The sequence below is a fragment of the Rhodococcus globerulus genome, assembly GCF_019334125.1.
GTDB classification, from domain to species: domain Bacteria; phylum Actinomycetota; class Actinomycetes; order Mycobacteriales; family Mycobacteriaceae; genus Rhodococcus_F; species Rhodococcus_F globerula.
Genome location: NZ_CP079698.1, coordinates 6,249,000 through 6,272,485 on the forward strand (window position 1 = coordinate 6,249,000; position 23,486 = coordinate 6,272,485).

Genomic DNA, 23,486 nt, shown 5'->3' on the forward strand with positions numbered 1-23,486 from the left:
CGTGGACAGACTTACTACGCGCACCAAGATGGCCTACGCACTGCGCGGCGCGGTGGCTATAGCGGTAGCCGTCGTCGCCGCCGTCGCCATGGTGTTGCGCGGCTCGGGCAATCTCGAACGCAGCACCGATGTGTACGTCGCGGTTCCTGCCGACGCCGGGTTGATCAGTGGCGAGGCCCCGGTTCGATACCACGGGGTCAATATCGGCCGCATCGGCGACATCGATTCGGGTACTACAGAATCGGTGGTGCAGCTGCAGATCGATACCGGTGAAGCGTCGAAGATCCCGGCAGACGTCGTGGCACGGGTAGTACCCCGGACATTTTTCGGCGACATCTACATGCAGCTTGTCGACAATCCGAATGCCCAGAGTCAGACAACGCTGTCGCAGGGCGACACCATCCCCATGGACACCGGTCCCGAAGCCGTCGCACTCTACGACGTGTACACCGAACTGGTGTCGGTACTCACCGCGATGCGCCCCGAGAAAATGCACACCGCTCTGACCGCGCTGGGTCAGGCCTTGGACGGGAACGGCGCCGAAATCGGTGCCACTATCGACAATCTCAGCGCCGCCTCGGCAGTGCTGACACCGGCGGCACACCAATTCCTCGATTCGACACCGGAATTCACGTCGGTTGTCGACGCATTGGACCGCGCAACTCCCGACATACTCGACACCCTTGCAGCGGCCACGTCAGTCTCCAACAGCATGGTCGCCAACCAGGAAAACCTCGAGAGGTCGATGAGTGCGGCCGCGGTCTTCGCCGCGACGCTCGACAACTTTGTCGCCGAGAACACCGGCAACATCATCACCGTCATCGACTCCACCGGAAAGATACTCGCAACAACAGCAGCCAACCCCGAAGGCCTACGCTCCACTCTGGCCAATGCCGGCGCTTTCGGCGCCGCCGGTGCGCGGGTATTCTCCACCGGAAAATTCAACATCACAGCAGTTCCCACGTTTGCCGATCCGCTTCCGTACACAGGCGAGGATTGCCCTCAGTACGTGGATGAGCGCGGCGCGCAGTGTTCGGGTACCAATCTGAGTTCGGGCACCACTCTGATTCCGGTTACCGGTGGCGCTGACGAAGCCTCAGCGCTTCTCTTTCTCGAGGATCAGCTGCTCGGCAACCCGCCACTCGACAACACGCCACTCGACAACACGGCCGGCGATGCCACCGCTCCCAACCCCGCAACAACTCTCATGTTGGGGCCGTTGGTCCGGGGAAACGAGGTGAGTATTCCGTGAAAATTCGGACCGCTCAGGTAGTTCGCTTGTCACTGTTCTGTATCACCGGGCTCGCGTGCGCGTCGTTCGTGGCAAACACGCTGTCGGTACCGGTTCGTGGGGACACCGCTTCCTATTCGTTCGAGTTCACGGACGTGGAGGGCTTGAATCCCGGTAATCCGGTGACCATGTCGGGTGTCCGGATCGGCAGGGTGGACTCGGTCGCGTTTGCCGACAACGGTGGTGGCACAAGCAAAGCGATCGTCGACGTGGAGATCGAATCGCAGTATTCTCTCGCGTCCGACGTTCGGGCTACCGTCCGCTACGGCGACATGTTGGGCGCCCGCTACCTCGCACTGACTCACAATGACGATGCGCACTCGGGACCAGCATCGGTGTCAGCGAGAACGCTGGAACCTGGTGGGACTGTTCCGCTGACGCAGACAACGCCCCCGATCAACCTGACCGCGTTGATGAACGGCTTCAAACCACTGTTTGCCGCATTACAACCCGAGCAGGTCAACACACTCACTCGGAGTTTTGTCGAAACGTTCAACGGGCAAGGTGGCGCGATCTCCGCGCTTCTCGACCAGATCGCCGTCATGACATCAGGTCTCGTCGACCGCCAAGATGTTTTTGCGCAACTGTTGACGAACATGAACACACTCCTCACCTCCGTCGACGATCGCCAACCCGAAATGGTCAGCCTCCTTGACGGTTTGAACGGTCTCAGTACCTCGGTTGTCGAACAGAACGACCAACTTGCCACACTTCTGGATCAGGGAAACCGCACCGTCTCGTCGTTGGCTCAGCTGATGACCGGATCGAACGGATCTTTCGGCACGACGGTTGCGCAACTCGAAAATGTGACCGCCGGTTGGATTGCGAGCACCGACGAATTCAATCGACTTGTCGCGAACCTCCCCCAGTTTGCCGATGCCGCAAACAGGATCGGCAGCTACGGAAGTTTCATCAATCTTTATCTGTGCAATTTCACACTGAAGGCAGGGGACGTGGAAGCCAACATCTTCGGCGCAACACATTCGCCGGTGTGCTCATGATGTTTCTGGTCAAGCTGATCGACGTTTTTGTCGGCATCATGCTCTTTCTGTTCAAAGGGGACCGTCGCCAGAGCGGCAGCGGAACTGCTTTGGCGTTGGGCAGCCTCGGGATCTTTGTTCTGGTGGTCGGACTGGCTGCCGCGCTGGGTATTCCGAAACTCTGGTACAACGTTCGAACGTCGGCATACACAGCTGAATTTGCCAATGCCAGTGGCCTTTCCGACACCGACCCGGTGTACGTAGCCGGAGTTCCCGCCGGACGGGTGGATTCCATCGAACTTGCCGGAGACCACGTGATCGTCAGCTTCCGCCTGGACAAGGATCAACCGTTGGGCAACCAGAGCACCGCCACCGTCCGACTCAAGACCGTCCTGGGTAAGCGTTACCTCGAAGTGGTGCCTGCCGGTGTTGTGGACGACAACGACGGACGCGTCATCCCACTCTCGCGAACAACGGTGCCGTACAGCCTCGACGACGTCAGCGCCGACGCAACCCACGCGGCAACCGGCGTAGATCTGCAAGCGATGGAGTCGATGATGGACACTCTCTCGCAGGTGATTCCGACCGACTCCGATCAGGTGGGCCGAGCGCTGGCCGGAATCAGTGGTGCCTCCGCAGCCTTCGCACAGAACGGCGAGCAGATCGACCAAATTCTGACGATGTCGCGAGAGCTGTCGGACATGGCTGTGGCGCAGACTGATTCGATAGTGAACACGGCTGCAAACGCTCAGACCATCGTGCGCACACTTGCCATGCGCAAGGACGCCCTCACTCAACTCGTCGACAACCTGACGATCATCATCTCGAAGCTTTCCACTACGTTCACCGCACGCGAGGGCGAATTCGGAGCACTGACAGACAACCTGGTCGCCGTCACCACAACGCTGAAGAACAATGCCGATCAGATCGACCTGCTGATGACACGTCTTCCGTCTGCATTGCGCTCGGTCACCGACGCCACCGGCACGGGCGACTGGACCGACGTCAACGCACCGGCAGCCGTGATTCCGGACAATCTACTCTGCGCGCTCGGCATCATGGAGGGCTGCAAGTGAATCCACGAAAAGCCGTCACTGCCCTGCTCGTCGTGACCCTCGCGATCGCGCTGCCAGGCTGGTACATCTTCGGACGAACCGATCAGTCGAAGACCGTCTACGCCGATTTCAGTTACGTCGGGGGGATCTACGAGGGAAGCAAGGTCACAGTTCTCGGTGTCGGCGTCGGGACAGTCACGTCGGTCGAGCCCCGCGGAACATCGGTTCGGGTGGCGATGTCCATGCCGACCTCCGTGGAACTTCCGGCAGATGCGTCGGCGTATGTTCTCAATCCTTCGGTGATCAGTGATCGCCACATCGAACTCGGACCGGCGTACACCGGCGGAGACACTTTGGAAGACGGCGATCAGATTCCCGTCGAACGCGCACATTCCCCAATCGATTTCGACGGTTTGATGGGAAGTGTCAGCACCTTGGCCGAAGCGTTTGCGGGCGATGGCGGCAATCTCGGGGATCTTGTCAGTCGCGGTGCGGCCGGGTGGGCGGGCCAGGGCGATCAGTTCAACATGGCAATCCGAAACCTCAGTACGGCAACGGGAGTAGTCGGTGCTCGGTCCGAAGACATCGGCGCACTCGTCGACAACCTCAGCACCTTGATGGCCGCTCTCGACGCCCGGCAGGTCGGTCTCGACGAACTTGTCGGCGACTTGGGCCAATTGGGTGATCAGTGGTCGAGCCAGAACATGGACATCTCCCAACCACTTCAGGATTTGCAGGTGGTGTTCGATCAGCTGGAGCGCTTCATGACCACTCACGGCGACGACGTCGGTGCCATCGCCGGCAACGTTGCGGTCCTCGGCGACGTACTGGCGGCAAAACAACCGGGTCTCGCCGAATTCATGGACCTTGTGCCGTTGATGATGGCAAACCTGTCCGGCACCATCGGCCCCGATCAGCGTGGACGTATTCGACTCAATGTCTCGACAGCACTGACGCAATTTGCTGTGGCGCAACCGTTGTGCGAGACGTACAAGCTGCCGATCTGCACCGGTGCCGGCTTCACCAACCCCATTTCCTTCCCGCTCAGTGCGTCCGATCCGCTCGGAATCGCGTCTGCGGTATCCGGCGGCGTGGCCTCGGGAGGTGGCAACTGATGCGACAGTCTGTTCGGATACTCACCGCAGTCGCGGCAGTAGGTGTTGGTTGCGCGGTGGTCTTTGCGTTCGGCGGTTGCAGCGCCGGTATCCAGGATCTTCCGTTGGGCCGCTCGGCAGACGGTGATGCGTACACCGTGGCAGTGCAGTTGGCGGGCGCTGACGGTCTTGTTCTGGGAGCCGACGTCCGCAGTGGTCAGAAGGTGATCGGACGGGTATCCGCACTGTCCGCAGACGTGGTCGGAGCCCGGGTGAGTCTGAGTCTGGACACTGCGACTCAGTTGCCGGACAATGTCGAAGCATCCGTCGAACTTCCCTCAGCGCTGGGTAATCCGTTCATTCGACTACTTCTGCCGGAAGTACCATCGAGTTCGGTGTTGAGCGACGGTGACACCATTCCGGAGTCCCGCACCGAGATCGGCCCGCAGGTGGAAAGTGCACTCGCGACACTCGGGACAGTTCTCACCGGGAGCGGCATCGACCAACTCGATACCGTCGTGAGGGAACTCAACACTGCGTTCTCCGGCCGGTCCGGTGAGGTGCGCTCCCTGACCGATACTCTCACCTCGCTCATGGCGGAAGCCAGTAGTCATCAGGACGAGTTCAACGAGGCCGTCGATCTCGCCGCTCGGGTCTCCTCGCAGCTTGCCGGGCAACGCGAGATCATCGACAACTATTTGGATTCCGTCCCTCAGGTGGTGTCGATTCTTGTCGGTCAGAAGGATCAGATTTCCAGCCTGTTGAACTCGACGGTTCAACTCGCCGTCAACGCGAACACGATTCTCGACTCCTCTCCGGGCGGGCTCGACAGCATGCTCCAGGATGCGTCGACCGTTGTCGGGACTCTCGATTCGTTCAACTCCGAGATGGGCCAGACACTGGCAAATATGAACGGAATGCTCGAAAGTTTCACCTATGCGGTGCGCGGCGACTACCTGATGTTCGACGGCGCCCTCGACATTCCCGGCACGATCGACAAACTCTGGACCGGTGGGATGGCCGGCGGCGCAGCCGCTATCGCGGCGCCCGGAACTCTGACCGATCTTCTGCAGGGAGGCCGACGATGAAACGTCTTGCGCTCGTGCAACTTGTCTTGTTTGCGCTCACCGCTGCCGTCGTCATTCCGTTCGGCATCGTCTACGTCGTCGGTCCACAAGGTTTCGGAGATCACATCCGGCTGCACGCCACCATGTCCGACGCTTTCGGCCTGACCGCGGGAACGGTGGTCACGTACCGCGGGGTGCAGGTGGGAAAGGTCAGCGACGTTGCTCTCGACTCGAGTACCCGTTCCGCTCGCGTAGAGCTCTCGCTCAACGAAAACGCCGAGATACCCGCCGACAGTGTTGCCAAAGTGACGATGGGAACTGCCGCCGGAATCCAGAACGTGGACATCTATCCCAACACCGATCAGGGACCTTACCTTCAGGACGGCGACGAGATCGCGATGCCGGCGGATCAACAGCCGGTTCAGATGAGCCAGTTGATGCTTCAGGCGTCGGATGTGCTCGAGGGTCTCGATCCGCAGGCGATCAGCGACATCGGAACCGAATTGGGAAACTCGTTCAACGGACTCGGCCCAAGTCTGTCCACGATGATCGAGAACGGTGGGACGCTGTCCGCACAGTTGAACGATCAGTCCGCGGAACTCGCGGCGCTGCTCTCACGCACCTCGACCTTGGTTGATTCCATGGCAACACAATCGGATTCGTTTGTCCGCGGGATGTCGGCTGCCAAGAACTTCACCGAGCAACTCGATTCCAACGCGCCGGTGCTGATCTACCTCACCGATCATTCACCGGCAGCGTTGAGCAGTGCACAACAGTTGTTCGACCAGTACCACAACACTTTTGGAGCCGTGTTGGCCAATCTCGTGACAGTTGCTCCGATCATCTCCGACCGCACGGATGCCCTGGAAACGGGATTGGTCACGATCCCTCGAGGCCTCGCGGATCTGGCTTCGATCGTGAAGGGTGATCGCGCCGATTTTGCGCTGGTCGCCACACAAGGACCGGTATGCAACTACGACACTCCCAGGCGCGAAGTCGGTGATCTCTCCCCCACCAGCCCGAACCTCGCGATGTACTGCCCACCGGCCGATGATCTGGTCCAACGCGGAGCGCGGAATGCTCCGCGACCGAACGATCTCGGATTGCAGAATGCCACCATCCCCGGCACGCCGATCGGCCCGCCGGTTGTCGATGATCCCATTCTCATTCCGACCGGCGTAGACGCACTGGACTATTGGAGATCGATGTTGGAAGGACTGGGAAATGGCACCCGCTGAGAGCACACTGATGGAAACGACCGAGCAGGAATCGGGTGACCAGCCGGACCGTCCGTCGTTGCTGCGACACCTGAAGACGCCGCGCACCGCCCTGACTGCCGTATTGGCGCTGGCACTGGTCGCAGCAGTGGCGGCGTGGGGATTTCAGATGTATTCGGAAAGCCAGGACAACACTCTGCGCCAGGAAGCTCTCGACACTGCCCGCGAATACTCGGTCATCATGTCTTCCTTCGATTACCAGGATCTGGACGCGAACAAGGACTCGATTGCCTCCATGTCGACCGACGAGTTTGCCGGCACTTACCGAACCATGGTCGATTCGCTGCGCGATGTTGTCGCCGGCGGGCAGGGGCAGGCAACCGCTACGGCGGCACACGTAGGTATCGAGTCCATGGACAGTTCATCGGCAACAGTTCTGGTGTTCGTCGATCAGGAAGCCAAAAATGTTGCTGCGCCGCAAGGGAATGCGCAGAAGTATCGGATGGTCATCTCGATGGTCCGATCGAACGACCAGTGGCTCGTCAGCAACGTAGAGACGAAATAGGAGGGTCGATGCCCACTCATTACCTGGATTCCGAACAGACCGAGTCGTCACTTCGAACCGATCAGACGCGAATCACCATCACCGGCCTGCGCCGGCGGTGGGCCCGGAAACCTGCTCACATCACCGATGCGCTCGACTTCTGGTCGTTTGCCGGCGCCGCCGCCAACGTCGTCCTGCAACTCGGCTGGCCGGAAGTGGCGTACGGCGTCATGGAAAGCAAGGTCGAGTCAGGTGCTCTGACGGCACATCCGTGGAAACGCGCGCGGACCACCACGCAATATCTGACTGTGGCGATTCTGGGTAACGAGGAAGAGCGTCTGGCGTACCGCGAAGCAGTCAACTCGGTGCACCGGCACGTACGGTCAGATGCAAACAGCCCGGTCAAGTACAACGCCTTCAACCGTGAACTCCAATTATGGGTCGCGGCTTGCCTGTTCATCGGATTCGAAGACAGTCACCAGTTGCTGCACGGTGTGATGTCCGAAGAACAAGCGGAGTCGTTCTACCAATCCGCCTCTACTCTGGGAACCACTCTGCAGGTTACCGAAGAGATGTGGCCGGCCACGCGCGCGGATTTCGAACGGTACTGGAACATCGGCTGCGAACGTGTGATCATCGACGAACGCACCAGCCGGTATCTGAACGATCTGATCGACTTACGCATGATTGCCTGGCCACTGCGCCTGGTGTTTCGAAACCTGCTGCGATTCCTGACAATCGGGTTTCTTCCCCCGATCTACCGTGACCAACTCGGACTCGAGTGGACCGAGGACGACCGTCGACGCTTCGAACATCTCTTCATCTTCGTGTCCTTCGTCAACAGATTCATACCTCGATCGATCCGGCAGGCAGGCAACACCATTCAGATGCGCGACCTCCGTCGCCGGATCAAGCGAAGCAAGAACCTCGTCTGAACTGTGGACTGTCCCGTCAGACCAACGGAATCCCCTTGGCTATCCGGCGACGCACATCCCACAGGTAGAAGTTGTACGGGAACATGCGAATGACCTTCGGGGTAACTCGATTGACTGCCGCCGCGACGCGCATCGATCGGTCGAATCCGCGCTGCCTCCGTTCGGACCACGGGAGGCGCATTTCGTCCCGGAAGGATTGCGGCAGGAATCCCGTCGTGAGAAAGCGATTGAGCGGGCCGACCAAGGGATGCAACAGCTTCGGGGTGAAAGTAGCCGATGCGATCCCGTACAGGTGCTCACGGATCGTGTCGTCGATGCTGACCTTGTTCAGGTTCTCGTTCCAGTAGACCTCGAACGCATCTCGGTCCACCGGCCACATGTCTCGGCGCATCTGGAGGGTGGTGCCGAAACTTGAACTACGCTGATAGAAGGCGTCCTGGGTTGCGGGGTCGAGATCTCCGTACAGTGCCTTGTAGACGTCCTCGAAGCCGCGGTACAGGCAGGCAGCAACCCACAACTGGAGTTCGGGGTCGAACGCGTTGTACTCGACGGCACTGTTCTCGTCCGAACGGACATACTTGTGTGCTCCGTTGACTGCGCGCCGGTACTGCTTCTTCTCGTCCTCGGTGGCGAGGCTTGCCACCGCCAGGTAGGTCAGCGTTGTGCGAGTGCGCTTGACCGGATGACGGTCCAACCTGCCGGTCTCGACCTTGCTCTCGTACACGCCGTAACCCACCGCGGGGCGCGCAAGTTGCATGATCACGTTTGCGCCGGCGGCCAACAGTCCCAACCCGGACATCGCCTTCTCGACCTCAGCATCGATGTCGATCGAATCTCTACTCACCGTCACGGCATTAACCCCTTCGAGTCGGATATCTGCGAACGCGTGTTCTCAGATGAGTGAAGCGCTGAAACCTCACGATGTCAATAGCTTCGAGATGCCAAGATGGTCTACATGAATGACCAACCGCGTTTGTACGGTGGCGTCGACGGCGCCCTCCGCGTCGCTGCGCGCCGCGAGACGCTGATCGAAGCCGGGCTCGAACTGATGGGATCAGCCGAACCCGAACTGACAGTGCGTGGGGTGTGCAAACAGGCTGGTGTAGCTGCCCGGTACTTCTACGAGAGCTTCACCGACCGCGACGCTCTGATCTCCGCGGTGTACGACACGGTCATCACGGATATCGCCGTCTCCACCCAGGCAGCAGTGGACGCGGCCGACGCCGAACGAGACAAGGCAGTGGCGGCCATAGCCAACATCGTCCGCACCGTTGCCCGCGACCCAAGGCGCGGGCGACTACTCTTCTCGAGCGCGCTCACAAGCCCGCTCCTCGTCGAGAAACGCCGGGCGTCGACCACGATATTCATCGGTCTCCTCGCCGCCAACGCCAAGAGCTTCTACCGACTCGGCGACAGCGGCCAGCTGACGCTGACGGCAACCTTCCTGGTCGGCGGCCTCGCTCAAACGCTGAGCGCATGGCTCGACGGATACATCGACGTCACGGAAGACGAACTGGTTGCCGAATGTGCGGCGATCCTGCTCGCTCCCGTAATGCCGCCGTCCTGAGGGCCCTACTCGAAGCTCAGTCCCAGAGGCCGATGTTGTCGAGGTGGGCGAGCAGACGAGCGGCACCGTCGGAGAACTGAACTCGCATCTGCGCGTCCACTTGCTCGAGGTCTCGTTTCTCGAACGCCTCGATCAACTTGTCGTGGCTCGACACCGCAAGCTCACCCCAGCCCGCGTCGGTCGCGTACAGCCGCGCCGGGGTGTAGCGGATTGCACCGAACAGGAACCACGCCAATTTTGCCCCGCCCGCAGCAAGATTGATCAGGCGGTGAAATTGGAATTCGCACTGCTCGATCGCAGCCGCATCCGACGCGTCGACCGCTGCCCGTAAATCGGCATTGAGCTCGACCAACTCTGCAAGCTGGTCAGCGGTGATCTTGTCAGCGGCCCGCAACGCCAGTTTGACTGCAATCTGCCCCTGCAACCAGAAGATGTCTTCGATGTCCTGGCGACTGAGCGGCGATACCAGATAGCCACGGTGGGGAACCAACTCGACCATCCCCTCGCCGCGCAACGCGACCAGAGCCTCCCGAACTGGCGTGACGCTGACCCCGAGGTCGGCTGCGGTTTCGTCGAGGCGAACGAACTCGCCCGGACGAACCTCCCCGGACATGATGAGGTTGCGAACATGGTTCGCCACATCCTCGGACAGCTGTGGCCGTCTCCTCAGCTCAGACGTCACCCTCCGAGTGCGTGCAGACGTTGCCACAACCGATCCTCACAGTCCGTACGTTTTGCCGATGATGTCTCGCTGAATCTCGTTGGTACCACCATAAATGGAAGACACCAGAGTCTTTCGCACATGATGCTCCATGTCGAATTCCGTGGCGTAACCGTACCCACCCATCATCTGCATGCCCTCGAGCGCAACCTTCTTGGCGGTTTCGGTGAGCTTCAGTTTTGCCATCGACGCCTCGCGCGGGAACATCTTCGTCGGATTGGCGTCGACCATCCTGGCGACGCTGTAGACCAGCAGTCGGCCGCATTCGATCTCCGTAGCCAGATCCGCGACGCGGTGCCGAAGCGCCTGGAACGAACCGACAGGACGACCGAATTGCTTACGGGTGGTGATGAATTCGAGAGTGTCGTCGAAAGCGCGCTGCGCCGTTCCGAGCATCATCGCCGCGAGGATGAGCCGTTCGATGTTGAGTCCGGCCATGAGTTGACGCCAGCCGTTGCCGACCTCGCCGACCACAGCGTCGTCAGGCAGCAGGACGTCGGTGAAGTAGAGGTCGTTGACCTCCTTGCCGCCCATCGTGGCGATTCCGCTGATCTTCAGGCCGGAAATATCTGCCGGAACGTGGAACATCGTCAGGCCCTCGTGCTTGCCCTCACCTCTCGACGTACGAGCGACGAGCAGGATGTTCTCGGCGAAGTGCGCATTGGAGCACCACGTCTTCTGTCCGTTGATCAGCCATCCACCGTCGACCTTCTCGGCACGGCAACTCAAGTTACCGACGTCCGAGCCCGCCTCGGGTTCCGACATCGAGATCGACTGCGACGCCCCTCGAACGATGCCGCCGAGTACCGCTTCCTTCTGCGCCGGACTGCCGAACTTCTCGTACGCCGCCCCCGTGATAACCGTCGGGCCGAGTCCGCCGATCGGCGCCATCCCCTTGGCCGCTTCCTCGAGGAAGATGCACAGGTCAACCGTGCTGCCGGCCGATCCGCCGTACTCCTCCGGCACAGTCAGTCCAAGCCATCCCAGTTCCGCCATTTTCTCGTAGTACGCCTGATTGTGGTTGTGCGCTCCGTGATCGGTCAGCAGGTCTCGCTGCTCGCGCGTACCGCTTTCCTTCTTGCAGAACGCGGCCACCGACTTGGCAAAATCAGACTGCTCCTGCGTGAAATCCATGTGCATCGAAAACTCCCGGGTGAGAAATGGCTGGAGGCTTGTCGGAGCTCCGTCCGACGCATACTGTGACTACCAGCACAGTAAATCACATCACATATATGTGATGCGTCGACTCCTGGAGGATCTGAGAAATATGACCGAACAGCTCGGCCGACACAGCACGTCCACAGATTCGACGTCAGGCGATCCCACCTTCGCGAGCCTCGACCCTCGCGATGACACCGTGATCGCGCAGTACCCCGTCGCCGATCAGCAGGCGGTCGACAAGGCCGTGGCCGCAGCACACACCGCAGCGGCGTGGTGGGATCAACTCGGTTTTGCAGGGCGAAAGAAAGTCCTCGGTGACTTCCGGGCTGCCATTGCCTCCCATGCGGATTCGATGGCGTCGATCATCTCCGCGGAAACCGGAAAGCCGAGCGACGACGCGCTACTCGAAGTGATGTTGGCAGTCGAACATCTCGACTGGGCCGCCCGCAACGCACAGAAGGTCCTGCGCCGCAGACGCGTCGGTGCAGGCTTGATCAGCGCCAACCAATCCGCCTCCGTCGGCTATCGGCCGATGGGCGTCGTCGGTGTGATCGGTCCGTGGAACTATCCGCTGTACACACCGATGGGGTCGATCGGCTACGCACTGGCCGCCGGCAACGCCGTCGTCTTCAAGCCAAGCGAACTCTCACCAGGCGTCGGCGTCGAACTGGCTCGGCTGTGGAACCTCGCAGCACCCGGACATCCTGTCCTCCAAACGATTACCGGCGACGGCAAGACCGGCGCACTGCTGTGTTCGTCCGGGGTGAACAAGATTGCGTTCACCGGCTCGACGGCCACCGCAAAACGCGTCATGGCTGCCTGCGCCGATACCCTGACTCCCCTGGTTGCCGAGTGCGGCGGCAAGGACGCCATGCTGGTGGATTCCGACGCCAATCTTGATGCCGCCGTAGCCTTCGCGGCATTCGGTGCGGTCGGCAACGCCGGTCAAACCTGCGCCGGTGTCGAGCGCATCTACGTCGCCGCCCCGGTCTACGACGCCTTCCTGTCGAAACTCACTGCGGCGCTGCGCGATGCCCACGCCGGTTCGACCTACGGCCCCATGACGCTGGGCAAGCAGACGGCGATCGTGCGAGGTCAGATCGAAGACGCGCTCGGCCGAGGAGCCAAAGCTGTTCTCGGCGGCCTCGAGTCCTTCCGTGGCCCGTTCATCGACCCGATCGTCCTGACCGACGTACCGGAAGATTCCACCGCGGTCACCGAGGAAACGTTCGGACCGAGCGTCGTGGTGAACAAGGTTGCCGACATGAACGAAGGCATCGAGCGCGCCAACGCGTCGAAGTACGGATTGGGCGCGTCGGTGTTCACGAAGAGCACATCGAAGGGGCGGGCAATTGCCGAGAAACTCGAATGTGGTGTGGTCACCGTCAATTCGGTTCTCGGATTTGCCGGAATCGCCGCCCTCCCGTTCGGCGGTGTCGGTGATTCCGGATTCGGCCGCATCCACGGGGCAGACGGACTGCGCGAGTTCAGCAGCGTCAAATCGATGGCAGTTCAGAAGTTCAGCGCACCACTGGATCTACTGACCATCGAGCGGAAGGCGCGCGACATGAAGATCTCGCGCTGGATGTTGGCAAAGCGGCACGCCAAGTCCTGACCAGGTTACTGCGCCAGCGCAAGCGCCAAGCCTGCTTCGTCTGTGACCGGGCGGTCACAGACGAAGCCTCGGCAGACGTAGGCCGCTTGAGCGCCGTCGACCAGAGGCCGATCTGCCAGCAGCGGTGAGGAATCCGGCTCACCTGCGACGATCACGGCGCCGCCGGGGGCGAGGCGACGGGCCGCGTCCAGCAGATCACCGTCACCCACAACAGCTACCTGGATCGGCCCGCGCAGCGATGCTTCCGCCACCGCGAGCCAATGCCCGGCCGAGCGCGGAGCCCGCTCGAGCGGCAACGTTGCGCGTGCAAGGGAGTCGGATACGGCTTGGGCATAGCGGGAGGCACGCTCGGGTTCGGTGAGCGCAGCCGCCGTCAACAGCGCCTCCGTGACAGTTGACGCTCCCGACGGTGTTGCGCCGTCCATCGGATCGCGGGGTCGGGTCACCAAGCTTTCGGCAAAATCTGCTGTGTCGAACCAACTTCCGGGCTCGGCTGGGTCGGCAAAATGATCGAGAGTGAGATCGAGCAACTGCCGGGCGGTGTCGAGCCACTCCGATTCCCCGGTTGCCTGGTACAGCGCGAGGAGTCCGGTGGCCAGGGCTGCGTAGTCCTCGAGGACCCCGGCGGGCTCACCGACAACGCCACCGAGAGATGCGCGGCGCAATCTGCCGTCAACGAGATGCAGGCCGAGAAGGGCGTGCGCGCACACCCGTGCAGCGTCAATCCATTCGGGTCGATTCAGTGCAAGCCCGGCTTCCGTCAAGGCGGTGATGCTGAGCCCGTTCCATGCGGTCACGACTTTGTCGTCTCGGCCAGGCTGCGGACGGTCTTTTCGCACTGCGCGCAGTGCGTCGGAAACCTTCTGCCAGCGCGACCAATCGTCGGGATCGCTGAGCAACTGCAACACCGATGCACCTTCTTCGAAGGTTCCGTCGTCGGTGACGCGGAACAACTCTGCCGCCCACCGTCCGTCGTCCTCGCCGAGCGCATCGATCAGCTGGCTGGGCGTCCACACATAGGTCAATCCTTCGACGCCGTTGGTGTCCGCGTCCAGAGCCGAAGCGAAGCAGCCGTTTTCGGTTCGCAGATCGCCGAGAATAAATCCTGCGGTTTCCTCCGTGATGCGGGCTGCCAACTCGGAACCCGTCCGACGTGCCCAGTGCGCGTAGAACCGGAGCAGCAACGCATTGTCGTAGAGCATCTTCTCGAAATGCGGAACCACCCACTCCGCGTCGACGGAGTAACGGGAGAAACCGCCGCCCAACTGGTCGTAGATGCCGCCGCGCGCCATGGCTTCACCAGTGCGCTGCAGTCCACCGAGAATATTGTTCGAACCGGTCCGCTCGAACTGCCGCAGCAGTCCTTCGAGCAACGCGGACGGCGGAAACTTCGGGGCGCCGCCGAAACCGCCGCGGGGCAGGTCCTCATCCGCCAATACTGCCTGGCCCGCTCCGTCGAGGAGCGCGGCATCGATCGGCGCACCGCTGTACGGGATTCCACCCGACGCGCGCGCCAACTCCGTCACGATCGACGACGCAGCATCGTCGACCTCGCCGCGACGGTTGGCAAATGTCTCGGCAATCGCTTCGAGAAGCTGTATGAACGAAGGCATTCCACCGCGCGGCGCCGGCGGGTAGTACGTGCCGCAGTAGAACGGCGAACCGTCAGGAGTCAGGAAACACGTCATCGGCCAGCCACCCTGACCGGTCATCGCGACCGTGGCATTCATGTAGACGGCGTCGATGTCAGGCCGCTCTTCGCGGTCCACCTTCACACAGACGAAGTTGTCGTTCATGACCGCCGCGATGTCGCCGTTCTCGAACGATTCGTGGGCCATCACGTGGCACCAGTGGCACGCCGAGTATCCGATCGACAACAGAATCGGCACGTTACGTTCGCGTGCCCACTCCATGGCCTCCGGCCCCCACTGCTGCCAGTGGACCGGATTGTTGGCGTGCTGACGAAGGTAGGGACTGGTGGACCCACCCAGATTGTTCTTCATCCGTGGGTCCATGTGCCATACCTCGCTCGCGTCAGGATTCGTGCTTGGGAGTCTTCTCGGCTGATGCGTCGCCGGCATCCGTTTCCGGCGTGGCGATCGCACCACGATCCGTTCCTTCATCCAACTGCTGATCGGCTTCCGGGTGTTCGGGTTCGAAAGTTTCCGGCAACTTCTTGAGCTGACGGTTCATCGACACGACCAACAGGATCACACCGATGAACAATGCCAAGACGACAACCAGTCCGACCGGCGACGACTTGCCGAACTCAGGGCCCGAGGGGTTACTCGGGCTCTGTGCAAGCAATTGTGTTGTGCCGATTACCAACTCGGCGGACAGTGCATTCACTTTCAGACGTCCTCTTCAAGACCTGCGAACAGGTCGGTTTCCGGGATGGACGTAGAAACCCGCGTCTTCGCGAGTTCGAATTCTTCTGTGGGCCAGATCTTCTGCTGAATATCGAGCGGCACCGCAAAGAACGAACCGTTGGGGTCGATCTGCGTCGCATGCGCACGCAAAGCGTCGTCGCGCTGGGGGAAGTAATCGCCGCAGGCGATCTGGGTGGTGACCCGGACCATCATGTCACCGCGCTCGGTCTTCCACTTCTTGAGCCAATCCGCCATGGGGAACGGCTCGCCGCGGCGCTCGTACTCCTCTTGGAAAAGTTCGAGACGCTTACGGATGAAGCCGTGCGAGTAGTAGACCTTCTTGATCTCCCACGGTTCGCCGTCCTCGGGATGATATTCCGGGTCGGCAGCCGCTTCGTACGCAGCCATCGACACCTCGTGGCACCGAATGTGGTCGGGGTGCGGGTATCCACCGTTCTCGTCGTACGTCGTGATGACGTGTGGACGGAATTCGCGGAACACCTTGACCAGTGCGCGCGTCGATTCCTCGAGCGGCACCAGCGCAAAGCAGCCCTCCGGAAGCGGCGGCAACGGATCACCCTCGGGCAGGCCCGAGTCGACGAAGCCCAGCCAGCGGTGCTTGACGCCCAGAATCCGCGCAGCTTCCGCCATTTCTTCCTGGCGCACCTCGCTGATGCGGTCGCGGACGCCGGGGACATCCATGGCCGGGTTGAGAATGTCGCCACGTTCACCCCCGGTGAGCGTCAGGACCATCACTTCATGGCCTTCGGCTGCATAACGGGCGGTGGTGGCCGCACCCTTGCTCGACTCGTCGTCGGGATGGGCATGGACGGCCATGAGCCGGAATCCGCTCACGTGTTCGTTCACCTCAACTTCACCTGTAGCCGTTACCGGCGTCTGCTCCGAACTCTTGCCGTCAAACCTACCGGCAGCGCCAGTGGGCGCGTCCTCTATAGTTCCACCCGAGAGTTCCTGATGCAGCCATGACCCCAGTCCGCGGTTGCGTAGAACACGAACTCGAGTCTTCGAGAGCAGAGTGATGAGTAATACGCTTCCCCAAGATCGGTACCCGAGCGCGACTCGCACGGGCGGTTCCAAGAAGTGGATCGTGTGGGCTCTGACCGCCCTCGTCATCGTTGTGGGCACCGGTATCGCCTACGTCGGATACACCAAATTCTCGGTGAAAGAGATCACGACCGAAACGATCTCGTACGACATCGCCGACGACTCGACCATGAAGATCCGGTTCACCGTCACGCGTGACGATCCGAGCCAGGAAGCTGTGTGCATCGTTCGCGCCCGCTCCAAGGGTGGATCCGAAACCGGTCGACGCGAGGTTTACGTTCCCGCTACGACGTACCAGACCTTGGAGTTCAACACCGAGATCAAAACGTCCCTCCCACCAGGCATGGCCGACGTCTTCGGATGCAGCCTCGACGTCCCGGAGTATCTGACCAAAAACTGACTGCGCCTACTACCCGCCCTGTCCGACGTTTGAGTTCCGACAGGGCGGGTAGTCCTGCGTGATAGAATTGCTTGGTACACGGTTCCGGGTGGAACCGTGTATTGCTGCATTGACGGCCAGGTTGGCGTCGAGCGCAGCGCTGACGGCAAGATCACGCCTAGCCCAGGCGCGTTCGAGCCGTTGTTTATTGCTGTTGCAGTGAGTTCAGTGCTGTTGCGGTGAGTTCATTGCTGTCGCAGTGATCTGTCGAGGGAGCCCCCGGCTCCGACTACTAGGGAGTGATCGAGATGACCGAGACCCAGGTGACCTGGCTTACGCAGGAATCACATGACAGGCTCAAGAAGGAACTCGACCAGCTCATCGCGTACCGCCCCATCATCGCCGCCGAGATCAACGAGCGTCGCGAAGAGGGCGATCTGAAGGAGAACGGCGGCTACCACGCTGCACGTGAGGATCAGGGGCAGCAGGAAGCTCGTATCCGCCAGCTTCAGGATCTGCTCAACAGCGCAAAGGTCGGCGAAGCACCCACTCAGTCCGGTGTTGCACTCCCGGGTTCGGTAGTGAAGGTGTACTACGACGGCGACGAGAGCGACACCGAGACCTTCCTGATCGCAACCCGCGAAGAGGGCGCGCGTGACGCCAAGCTCGAGGTGTACTCCCCCAACTCTCCGCTGGGTAGCGCACTTCTCGAGGCCAAGGAAGGCGAGACTCGCGAGTACAACCTGCCTAACGGCGGCACCATGAAGGTCACCCTCGTTAGCGCGGAGCCGTACCACAGCTGATCGGTTACACACGAAACAAACGTCGCCCGGACCTACTCGTCCGGGCGACGTTTTTTCTTGCCTAGATCACTCGTCGCGCCTTCATACCGGCGAAGATCGGACCGACTTTCACTACGTCGCCGAAGGTCGGCGCGTGCAGCATCTGCCCGTTTCCGACGTAGATCGCGACGTGTCCGGGGCCGCCTGCCTGCCAGTTTCCGAACAGCAGATCACCTGGTTGCGCTTGATCGAGGGGAATCTCGACGCCGACACCCCATTGGGTTTCCGACGTGCGTGGCAAAGTGATCCCGGTTGCGGCGTGGATGGCGTACGACGTCAGTCCCGAGCAGTCGAACCCGCCCATCGACGGACCGTTGATGTTTCCTCCGCCCCACACGTACGGCAGTCCGAGGAATTTCAGTCCGGCTTGGACTACACCGCCTACCGCGGCCGCAAGATTGTTGTAATTGAACGGCGCAAGCATCAGGGCAAAGGAATCCTGCAAGGACGTGACCTGCGCGACGAAGGGTGCCGCAGTCTGATCCTGCGGAACGCCGTGCGCTGCCCGCACTGCCTCGGGCCCGACGTCGTAGGCTGCCAGCGCCAGTTCGACGGTATCGCCCTGGACCTCCCCTGATTGCTGCCACGACTGGGCCTGCTTCACCAGTTCACACAGTCGGTAGCCGGACGTCATCACGGGGTCTGCGACACCGAAGATGTCCATCTTGCCGTCGCCGTCGCCGTCCTTGCCGTACGCCGTCCACGCTGCTGTGGTGAATCGGCCAGGTCCGCGCCCACCCTCGTCTGACACTTCTGCGCCGGGGCCGTATTGAAAGCCACTGCGCGTCGAATACAGAGATGCCACCACCGCCGGCGTGATCTCCGGGCAGATTGCGCCCGCTTTCTTGACCCACGGAGCAAATACCGCGACCGCGCCAACCGGCGCCAGAGCAGCACCGGGAAAATTGGACGGCACCGAGGGCACAAGCCCTTCCGGATTCTCTTGTGCTCGCACCGGCCCGCCCCAGGCCGCGAGTGAGATTTCCGCGGCGGGAGCTGCATTCGCCTCTGCGGGCGTCCCCAGTGTTGCTCCTATCACCCCCAGTGCAGTACCGATCGACACAGTGATCGCCAGGACACTCACTGCCATCAAAAACCTCCGGTAACTGATCGATCCACGAGCCGGCCGAACCTGTCGGTGGCACCGCCTAGGGTTTCGAACATGCATTCGATATCCCCGGTGGCACACCAACCTGTAACCAATGTCTCATTTATCACGTCAGACGTTACCCAAATGACCACATACCCCAAGGCTTTTCTCAGGTTCGGCGGGCAGGCTGTGGACATGAGCGACGATCGGACACGGCCCACTCGGGCTCGCACCTCGGCATACCGACCCGTTCACCTCGCGCTTGCTGCGACGGCTGTTGCGGGCGCCATCGCAAGTGGTGGCTTATCCCTCGTTTCCAACCCCACCGACAGTTCCACCACGACGGCCATCTCCACCGACACCACCTCGAAGCATGCGGCCGCATCACGACTGGTCGTAGCCAGCGGGTTCGGAGTTCCGGACGCCGTCTCGAACGGTTCGTGAACGCACCACGCGCCGCAACCGAATGGCTCACATGGGGCGTCCAGGCCCGCGTAGTCGTCACCGATCCCGGTGCCCTCGCCTCCGCCGCCAGTCTCGTGCGGGGTTATCTGAGCGCTGCCGACGCGGCCACCAATCGCGATCGCGCAGACTCCGAGATCCGCACATTCGGATCCGGCCCGGCTCTCGAGGTCGACGGCGCCCCCATAACGCCGATGTTTGCGCATTTCCTCACGGACGCACTCGCGATCGCGCGCCTCACCGACGGCAAACTCACCCCAACGGCAGGCTCGCGAGATCCACACTCCTGGTGGAAGATCCGCGTCGAGAGCAACCGGGTGTTCAGCCCGGCCGACGTTGTCCTCGATCTATCCGCCACTGCGCGCGCCAGTTCGGCTGACCATTGCGCCGCAACCACAGCCGAACTTCTCGGCTGCGGGGTTCTCGTTGCCTTGGGCGGAGACATAGCCGTGGCCGGACCGTCGCCGGAAGGCGGCTGGCAGATTCAGGTTCAAGATCTCCCGGGTGACCCCACGTGTCAGGTTGCCGTTCCTTCCGGGTGCGGCATCGCGACGGCCAGCACCGTCAAGCCGCTTGCCCGGGAATCGACGGCAACATCGATGTGGCGCACGGTATCGGTGATAGCCGAATCCTGTGCGGAGGCAGCAGCACTGAGCCGGGTAGCCGTGGGAATGAGCGGCTCCGCCATCGATTGGCTGCACAAGCTGGATCGCCCGGCCCGCCTGGTCGATCAGGAGTTCCGGGTCACCACCCTGGCGGGGTGGCCGGACGACTGACACTGTGCGCCTTTGTCAACCGCCCGCGGTTGACAAAGGCGCACAGCACAGAGTTACGCCAGCGCCTGCTCGATATCGCCGACCAGGTCGGAGGCATCTTCGATACCAACCGACAGACGGACCAGGTCGTCGGGAACCTCGAGCGCCGAACCGGCGGTCGACGCGTGGGTCATGGCGCCGGGGAACTCGATGAGCGATTCGACGCCGCCGAGAGATTCTGCGAGCGTGAAGATTTCGGTGCGTGAGCACAGTTCGAGCGCGGCAGCTTTGCCACCCTTGAGGCGCACCGAGATCATGCCGCCGAATCGCCGCATCTGCTTGGCCGCAACCTTGTGCGACGGATGCGAGGCGAGACCCGGGTAGATGACGCTCGCGACGGCGGGGTGCCCGTCGAGCAGTTCGACAACCTTTTCGGCGTTGTCGCTGTGACGCTCCATCCGCAATGCCAATGTCTTGATGCCGCGCAGCGTGAGGAAGGCGTCGAACGGACCGGGAACGCCGCCGGAACCGTTCTGCAGGAACGCGAAAGCGTGGTCGAGCTCTTCGTCGTCGCAGACCAGTGCGCCACCGACCACATCGGAGTGTCCACCGATGTACTTGGTAGTGGAGTGCAGAGCGATGTCGGCGCCCAACTGCAGGGGCTGCTGCAAGTAGGGCGATGCAAAGGTGTTGTCCACCACGATCTTTGCATTGCCCTCATGCGCAACCTCGGCCAGGAGTTCGATGTCACCGATGTTGAGCAATGGGTTCGTAGGTGTTTCCACCCACACCAGCTTGGTGTTGGGTCGCATCGCTGCGCGTACCGCGTCGACGTCCGAGACCGGAGCCGGGGTGTACTCGATGCCCCACTGTGTGAAGACCTTGTCGATGAGTCGGAAGGTTCCGCCGTAAGCGTCGTCGGGGATGACGAGGTGGTCACCCGGGCGCAGAACGGATCGGAGGAGGCAGTCAGTGGCAGCCATGCCCGAGCTGAAAGCCCGACCGTAGCTACCTGATTCGAGTGCCGCCAGGTTCGCTTCGAGCGGTCGACGAGTGGGATTGCCCGTGCGCGCGTACTCGAATCCACTGCGCATCCCACCCACACCGTCTTGCGCGAAGGTGGAACTCGCGTAGATCGGAACGTTGACGGCACCGGTCAGCGGATCGGGCTCGTAGCCCGCGTGTACCGCTTTCGTGGAGAAACCCTGCCAGCTGATGTTGTCGGCCTTGCTGCGTTGCTCGCTCATGCCCACCAGACTAGTAGCCACCTCGCCGATGCAGGGCGGCTGTGTCAGTTCTCGACCAACTCCACGACTCTGATTGCCGCATCCAACGCGGCGGTCTCGGTGAGGTCGGGGCTGTACATCACCATGGTCATGTGTTCGGGTGAGAGAACAGTGATCGTCAGACCACCTTTGGCAACCGCACCCAAACTTCTCAGTCGCGGGTCCTGCAGGTCGTATCCACTTTTTGCCATCGTCTCGCGCGTACTCTGCGAGTTGGTCATCGTAAAGGACGTGATGGCGATGGACCTGCCGCCGTCCATCCAGATGCACCCGTTCGGCATGTCGTTGGGGGCGCCGTACGGTTCGACGATGTCACGGACTGCCGGCATGAGTGTCGAGCATTTCACCGAGCCTGAGAAGGCCGGAGCGAGCGATGCCGTCGGCTTAACCGTCGTCGGCGCCGTTTCGGCGGTAGTCGACTTCCCGGACGGGGCGGTAGTCGACACCGCTACCTTTGCCCCCGATGCTGCTTGCGGAGTGCCGGCAACCGTCGAACTACACGCCGTTGTCACCAGCACTGCCGCAAGAACACCGATATATCCGACGAGTTTGTCCCCCATGGGCGCTGACCCTACCTTCCGGGGGACAAACTCGGATGTCTCAGGATCCGGCGCTGAGGAATCCCAAAAGGTCGTGGCGGGTGATGACACCGACGGGCTTACCGTCGTCGACGACCATGAGGGCGTCAGTATCGCCGAGTGCCTTGGTCGCGGCCGAGACCGGCTCGCCCGATCCGATGAGCGGGAACGGCGCACTCATGTGCTTTTCGACCGAATCGGCAAGTTGCGCACGGCCTTCGAATACTGCGCTGAGCAGATCACGTTCGGTGACACTGCCGGCCACCTCACCTGCCATGACGGGCGGTTCGGCACCAACCACCGGCATCTGTGACACACCGTATTCACGCAGGATCTCGATGGCGTCACGCAAGGTTTCCGATGGGTGCGTGTGCACGAGATCGGGCAGTTCTCCCGACTTTCCGCGCAGCACGTCGCCCACGGTGGGGACGTTTGCCTTGCCGTCGAGCGGAGTCCGCAGGAAGCCGTACGACGCCATCCACTGATCGTTGAAGATCTTGGACAGGTAGCCGCGGCCACCGTCGGGAAGGAGTACGACAACAAGTGCGTCGGGGCCTTCGCGCTTGGCGACCTCGAGTGCCGCGACGACAGCCATGCCGCACGATCCACCGACCAGCAGGCCTTCTTCACGGGCCAGACGACGCGTCATCTCGAAGGAGTCCGCATCCGACACGGCGATGATCTCATCCGGAATGGACGGATCGTAAGCCGTGGGCCAGAAATCTTCGCCGACACCTTCGACCAGGTACGGACGACCCGTGCCGCCGGAGTAGACGGAACCTTCGGGGTCGACGCCGACAACCTTGACCTTGCCGCCCGACACCTCCTTGAGGTAGCGGCCGGTGCCGGTGATGGTTCCACCGGTGCCGACGCCGGCGACGAAGTGCGTGATCTTGCCGTCGGTGTCTGCCCAGATCTCGGGGCCGGTGGTCTCGTAGTGGCTTGCCGGTCCGCCCGGGTTGGAGTACTGGTTGGGCTTCCAGGCACCCGGGATCTCACGGGTGAGCCGATCGGAGACGCTGTAGTAACTGTTGGGGTGCTCGGGTGCGACGGCTGTGGGGCAGACGACTACCTCGGCTCCGTAAGCACGCAGAACGTTTCGCTTGTCTTCGCTGACCTTGTCGGGGCAGACGAACACGCACTTGTATCCGCGTTTCTGAGCGACGAGCGCCAAACCGATTCCGGTGTTGCCTGACGTCGGTTCGACGATGGTGCCGCCCGGCTTCAATTCTCCGGAGGCCTCCGCCGCGTCGATCATCTTGACGGCGATACGGTCCTTGGAGCTACCGCCCGGGTTGAGGTATTCGACCTTGGCTGCCACAGTGCCGTAGTTCTCGCCCGTGACGGACGTGAGTTTGACGAGTGGGGTGTTGCCGATGAGGTCTACGACGTGTTCCGCGATGCGCATCGCTC

24 protein-coding genes are annotated in these 23,486 nt (G+C 61.7%); 14 read left to right on the forward strand and 10 right to left on the reverse strand.

Going from position 1 to position 23,486, the window contains the following annotated elements; genetic code table 11:
* Position 1: 1 nt before the first annotated feature.
* The 8 genes from KYT97_RS28420 to KYT97_RS28455 are packed head-to-tail and all read left to right on the forward strand — an operon-like array spanning position 2 to position 8,183.
* Entirely contained in the window at positions 2–1,252 is a 1,251-nt protein-coding gene (locus KYT97_RS28420) for an MCE family protein (RefSeq protein WP_033234516.1), read from the forward strand.
* The gene (locus tag KYT97_RS28425; protein ID WP_033234517.1) at positions 1,249–2,292 is read left to right on the forward strand and encodes an MCE family protein; all 1,044 of its coding nucleotides are present in this window, start codon (positions 1,249–1,251) and stop codon (positions 2,290–2,292) included. The genes KYT97_RS28420 and KYT97_RS28425 overlap by 4 nt, the downstream gene beginning before the upstream one ends.
* Positions 2,292–3,347, forward strand: a complete 1,056-nt coding sequence (locus KYT97_RS28430; protein WP_092807367.1) for an MCE family protein — start codon at positions 2,292–2,294, stop codon at positions 3,345–3,347. Before KYT97_RS28425 ends, KYT97_RS28430 begins: the two co-directional genes overlap by 1 nt.
* Positions 3,344–4,441, forward strand: coding sequence for an MCE family protein (locus KYT97_RS28435; RefSeq protein ID WP_092807124.1), 1,098 nt, complete (start codon positions 3,344–3,346; stop codon positions 4,439–4,441). The genes KYT97_RS28430 and KYT97_RS28435 overlap by 4 nt, the downstream gene beginning before the upstream one ends.
* Positions 4,441–5,508: an MCE family protein gene (locus tag KYT97_RS28440; RefSeq protein WP_245005947.1), complete on the forward strand. Its 1,068-nt coding sequence runs from the start codon at positions 4,441–4,443 to the stop codon at positions 5,506–5,508. The genes KYT97_RS28435 and KYT97_RS28440 overlap by 1 nt, the downstream gene beginning before the upstream one ends.
* Positions 5,505–6,725, forward strand: coding sequence for an MlaD family protein (locus KYT97_RS28445; protein WP_219111389.1), 1,221 nt, complete (start codon positions 5,505–5,507; stop codon positions 6,723–6,725). The genes KYT97_RS28440 and KYT97_RS28445 overlap by 4 nt, the downstream gene beginning before the upstream one ends.
* On the forward strand, positions 6,712–7,269 hold the full coding sequence (locus tag KYT97_RS28450) for a mce associated protein mas1a (protein WP_219111391.1): 558 nt from the start codon (positions 6,712–6,714) through the stop codon (positions 7,267–7,269). The genes KYT97_RS28445 and KYT97_RS28450 overlap by 14 nt, the downstream gene beginning before the upstream one ends.
* Positions 7,270–7,277: 8 nt before the next feature.
* The gene (locus KYT97_RS28455; protein ID WP_219111393.1) at positions 7,278–8,183 is read left to right on the forward strand and encodes an oxygenase MpaB family protein; all 906 of its coding nucleotides are present in this window, start codon (positions 7,278–7,280) and stop codon (positions 8,181–8,183) included.
* 16 nt (positions 8,184–8,199) lie between these two features.
* Here the strand turns inward: KYT97_RS28455 and KYT97_RS28460 are convergent, their stop codons facing one another.
* The gene (locus tag KYT97_RS28460; protein WP_219113178.1) at positions 8,200–8,982 is read right to left on the reverse strand and encodes an oxygenase MpaB family protein; all 783 of its coding nucleotides are present in this window, start codon (positions 8,980–8,982) and stop codon (positions 8,200–8,202) included.
* A 147-nt stretch (positions 8,983–9,129) separates the two neighbouring features.
* Here KYT97_RS28460 and KYT97_RS28465 point away from each other — a divergent pair, with 147 nt between their 5' ends.
* Positions 9,130–9,750 (forward strand): TetR/AcrR family transcriptional regulator, encoded by a 621-nt coding sequence (locus KYT97_RS28465; protein WP_219111397.1) that lies wholly within the window; start codon positions 9,130–9,132, stop codon positions 9,748–9,750.
* A gap of 16 nt (positions 9,751–9,766) precedes the next feature.
* Here the strand turns inward: KYT97_RS28465 and KYT97_RS28470 are convergent, their stop codons facing one another.
* A complete protein-coding gene (locus KYT97_RS28470) occupies positions 9,767–10,459 on the reverse strand; it encodes a GntR family transcriptional regulator (RefSeq protein WP_033234523.1) in 693 nt (230 codons plus the stop codon).
* 9 nt (positions 10,460–10,468) lie between these two features.
* Positions 10,469–11,611 carry an acyl-CoA dehydrogenase family protein gene (locus KYT97_RS28475; protein ID WP_219111399.1) on the reverse strand — a complete coding sequence of 381 codons (1,143 nt, stop codon included), beginning with the start codon at positions 11,609–11,611 and terminating at the stop codon, positions 10,469–10,471.
* Positions 11,612–11,738: 127 nt separating this feature from the next.
* On the opposite strand from KYT97_RS28475, the gene KYT97_RS28480 reads away from it, so the two are divergent.
* On the forward strand, positions 11,739–13,247 hold the full coding sequence (locus KYT97_RS28480) for an aldehyde dehydrogenase family protein (protein WP_219111401.1): 1,509 nt from the start codon (positions 11,739–11,741) through the stop codon (positions 13,245–13,247).
* A 5-nt stretch (positions 13,248–13,252) separates the two neighbouring features.
* Here KYT97_RS28480 and KYT97_RS28485 read toward each other — a convergent pair whose 3' ends face one another.
* From KYT97_RS28485 to mca, 3 genes are read right to left on the reverse strand one after another with little or no spacing between them, the layout of a single operon-like run.
* The gene (locus KYT97_RS28485; protein WP_219111403.1) at positions 13,253–15,262 is read right to left on the reverse strand and encodes a thioredoxin domain-containing protein; all 2,010 of its coding nucleotides are present in this window, start codon (positions 15,260–15,262) and stop codon (positions 13,253–13,255) included.
* 19 nt (positions 15,263–15,281) lie between these two features.
* Positions 15,282–15,596, reverse strand: coding sequence for a hypothetical protein (locus KYT97_RS28490; protein WP_219111408.1), 315 nt, complete (start codon positions 15,594–15,596; stop codon positions 15,282–15,284).
* A 2-nt stretch (positions 15,597–15,598) separates the two neighbouring features.
* Complete coding sequence (gene mca, locus KYT97_RS28495; protein ID WP_033234618.1) at positions 15,599–16,471, reverse strand: mycothiol conjugate amidase Mca; 873 nt, start codon at positions 16,469–16,471, stop codon at positions 15,599–15,601.
* Between the two features lie 184 nt (positions 16,472–16,655).
* Here mca and KYT97_RS28500 point away from each other — a divergent pair, with 184 nt between their 5' ends.
* Both KYT97_RS28500 and greA read left to right on the forward strand, forming a co-directional pair.
* Positions 16,656–17,081, forward strand: a complete 426-nt coding sequence (locus KYT97_RS28500; protein ID WP_033234528.1) for a DUF4307 domain-containing protein — start codon at positions 16,656–16,658, stop codon at positions 17,079–17,081.
* 287 nt (positions 17,082–17,368) lie between these two features.
* On the forward strand, positions 17,369–17,863 hold the full coding sequence (gene greA, locus KYT97_RS28505) for a transcription elongation factor GreA (protein ID WP_033234619.1): 495 nt from the start codon (positions 17,369–17,371) through the stop codon (positions 17,861–17,863).
* A 61-nt stretch (positions 17,864–17,924) separates the two neighbouring features.
* Here greA and KYT97_RS28510 read toward each other — a convergent pair whose 3' ends face one another.
* Positions 17,925–18,992, reverse strand: a complete 1,068-nt coding sequence (locus KYT97_RS28510) for a C40 family peptidase (protein WP_141486281.1) — start codon at positions 18,990–18,992, stop codon at positions 17,925–17,927.
* A 144-nt stretch (positions 18,993–19,136) separates the two neighbouring features.
* On the opposite strand from KYT97_RS28510, the gene KYT97_RS28515 reads away from it, so the two are divergent.
* Together KYT97_RS28515 and KYT97_RS28520 are read left to right on the forward strand one after the other, a co-directional pair.
* A complete protein-coding gene (locus KYT97_RS28515; protein WP_239654783.1) occupies positions 19,137–19,436 on the forward strand; it encodes a hypothetical protein in 300 nt (99 codons plus the stop codon).
* Complete coding sequence (locus tag KYT97_RS28520; protein WP_033234529.1) at positions 19,433–20,230, forward strand: FAD:protein FMN transferase; 798 nt, start codon at positions 19,433–19,435, stop codon at positions 20,228–20,230. The genes KYT97_RS28515 and KYT97_RS28520 overlap by 4 nt, the downstream gene beginning before the upstream one ends.
* A 53-nt stretch (positions 20,231–20,283) precedes the next feature.
* On the opposite strand, the gene KYT97_RS28525 is transcribed toward KYT97_RS28520, so the two are convergent.
* Genes KYT97_RS28525 through KYT97_RS28535 form a run of 3 tightly spaced genes read right to left on the reverse strand, consistent with a single transcriptional unit; the run spans position 20,284 to position 23,481 of the window.
* The gene (locus KYT97_RS28525) at positions 20,284–21,456 is read right to left on the reverse strand and encodes a cystathionine gamma-synthase (protein ID WP_033234530.1); all 1,173 of its coding nucleotides are present in this window, start codon (positions 21,454–21,456) and stop codon (positions 20,284–20,286) included.
* A gap of 44 nt (positions 21,457–21,500) precedes the next feature.
* On the reverse strand, positions 21,501–22,055 hold the full coding sequence (locus KYT97_RS28530; RefSeq protein WP_219111410.1) for a hypothetical protein: 555 nt from the start codon (positions 22,053–22,055) through the stop codon (positions 21,501–21,503).
* A gap of 40 nt (positions 22,056–22,095) precedes the next feature.
* Positions 22,096–23,481 (reverse strand): cystathionine beta-synthase, encoded by a 1,386-nt coding sequence (locus KYT97_RS28535; RefSeq protein ID WP_033234532.1) that lies wholly within the window; start codon positions 23,479–23,481, stop codon positions 22,096–22,098.
* Positions 23,482–23,486: the final 5 nt, after the last annotated feature.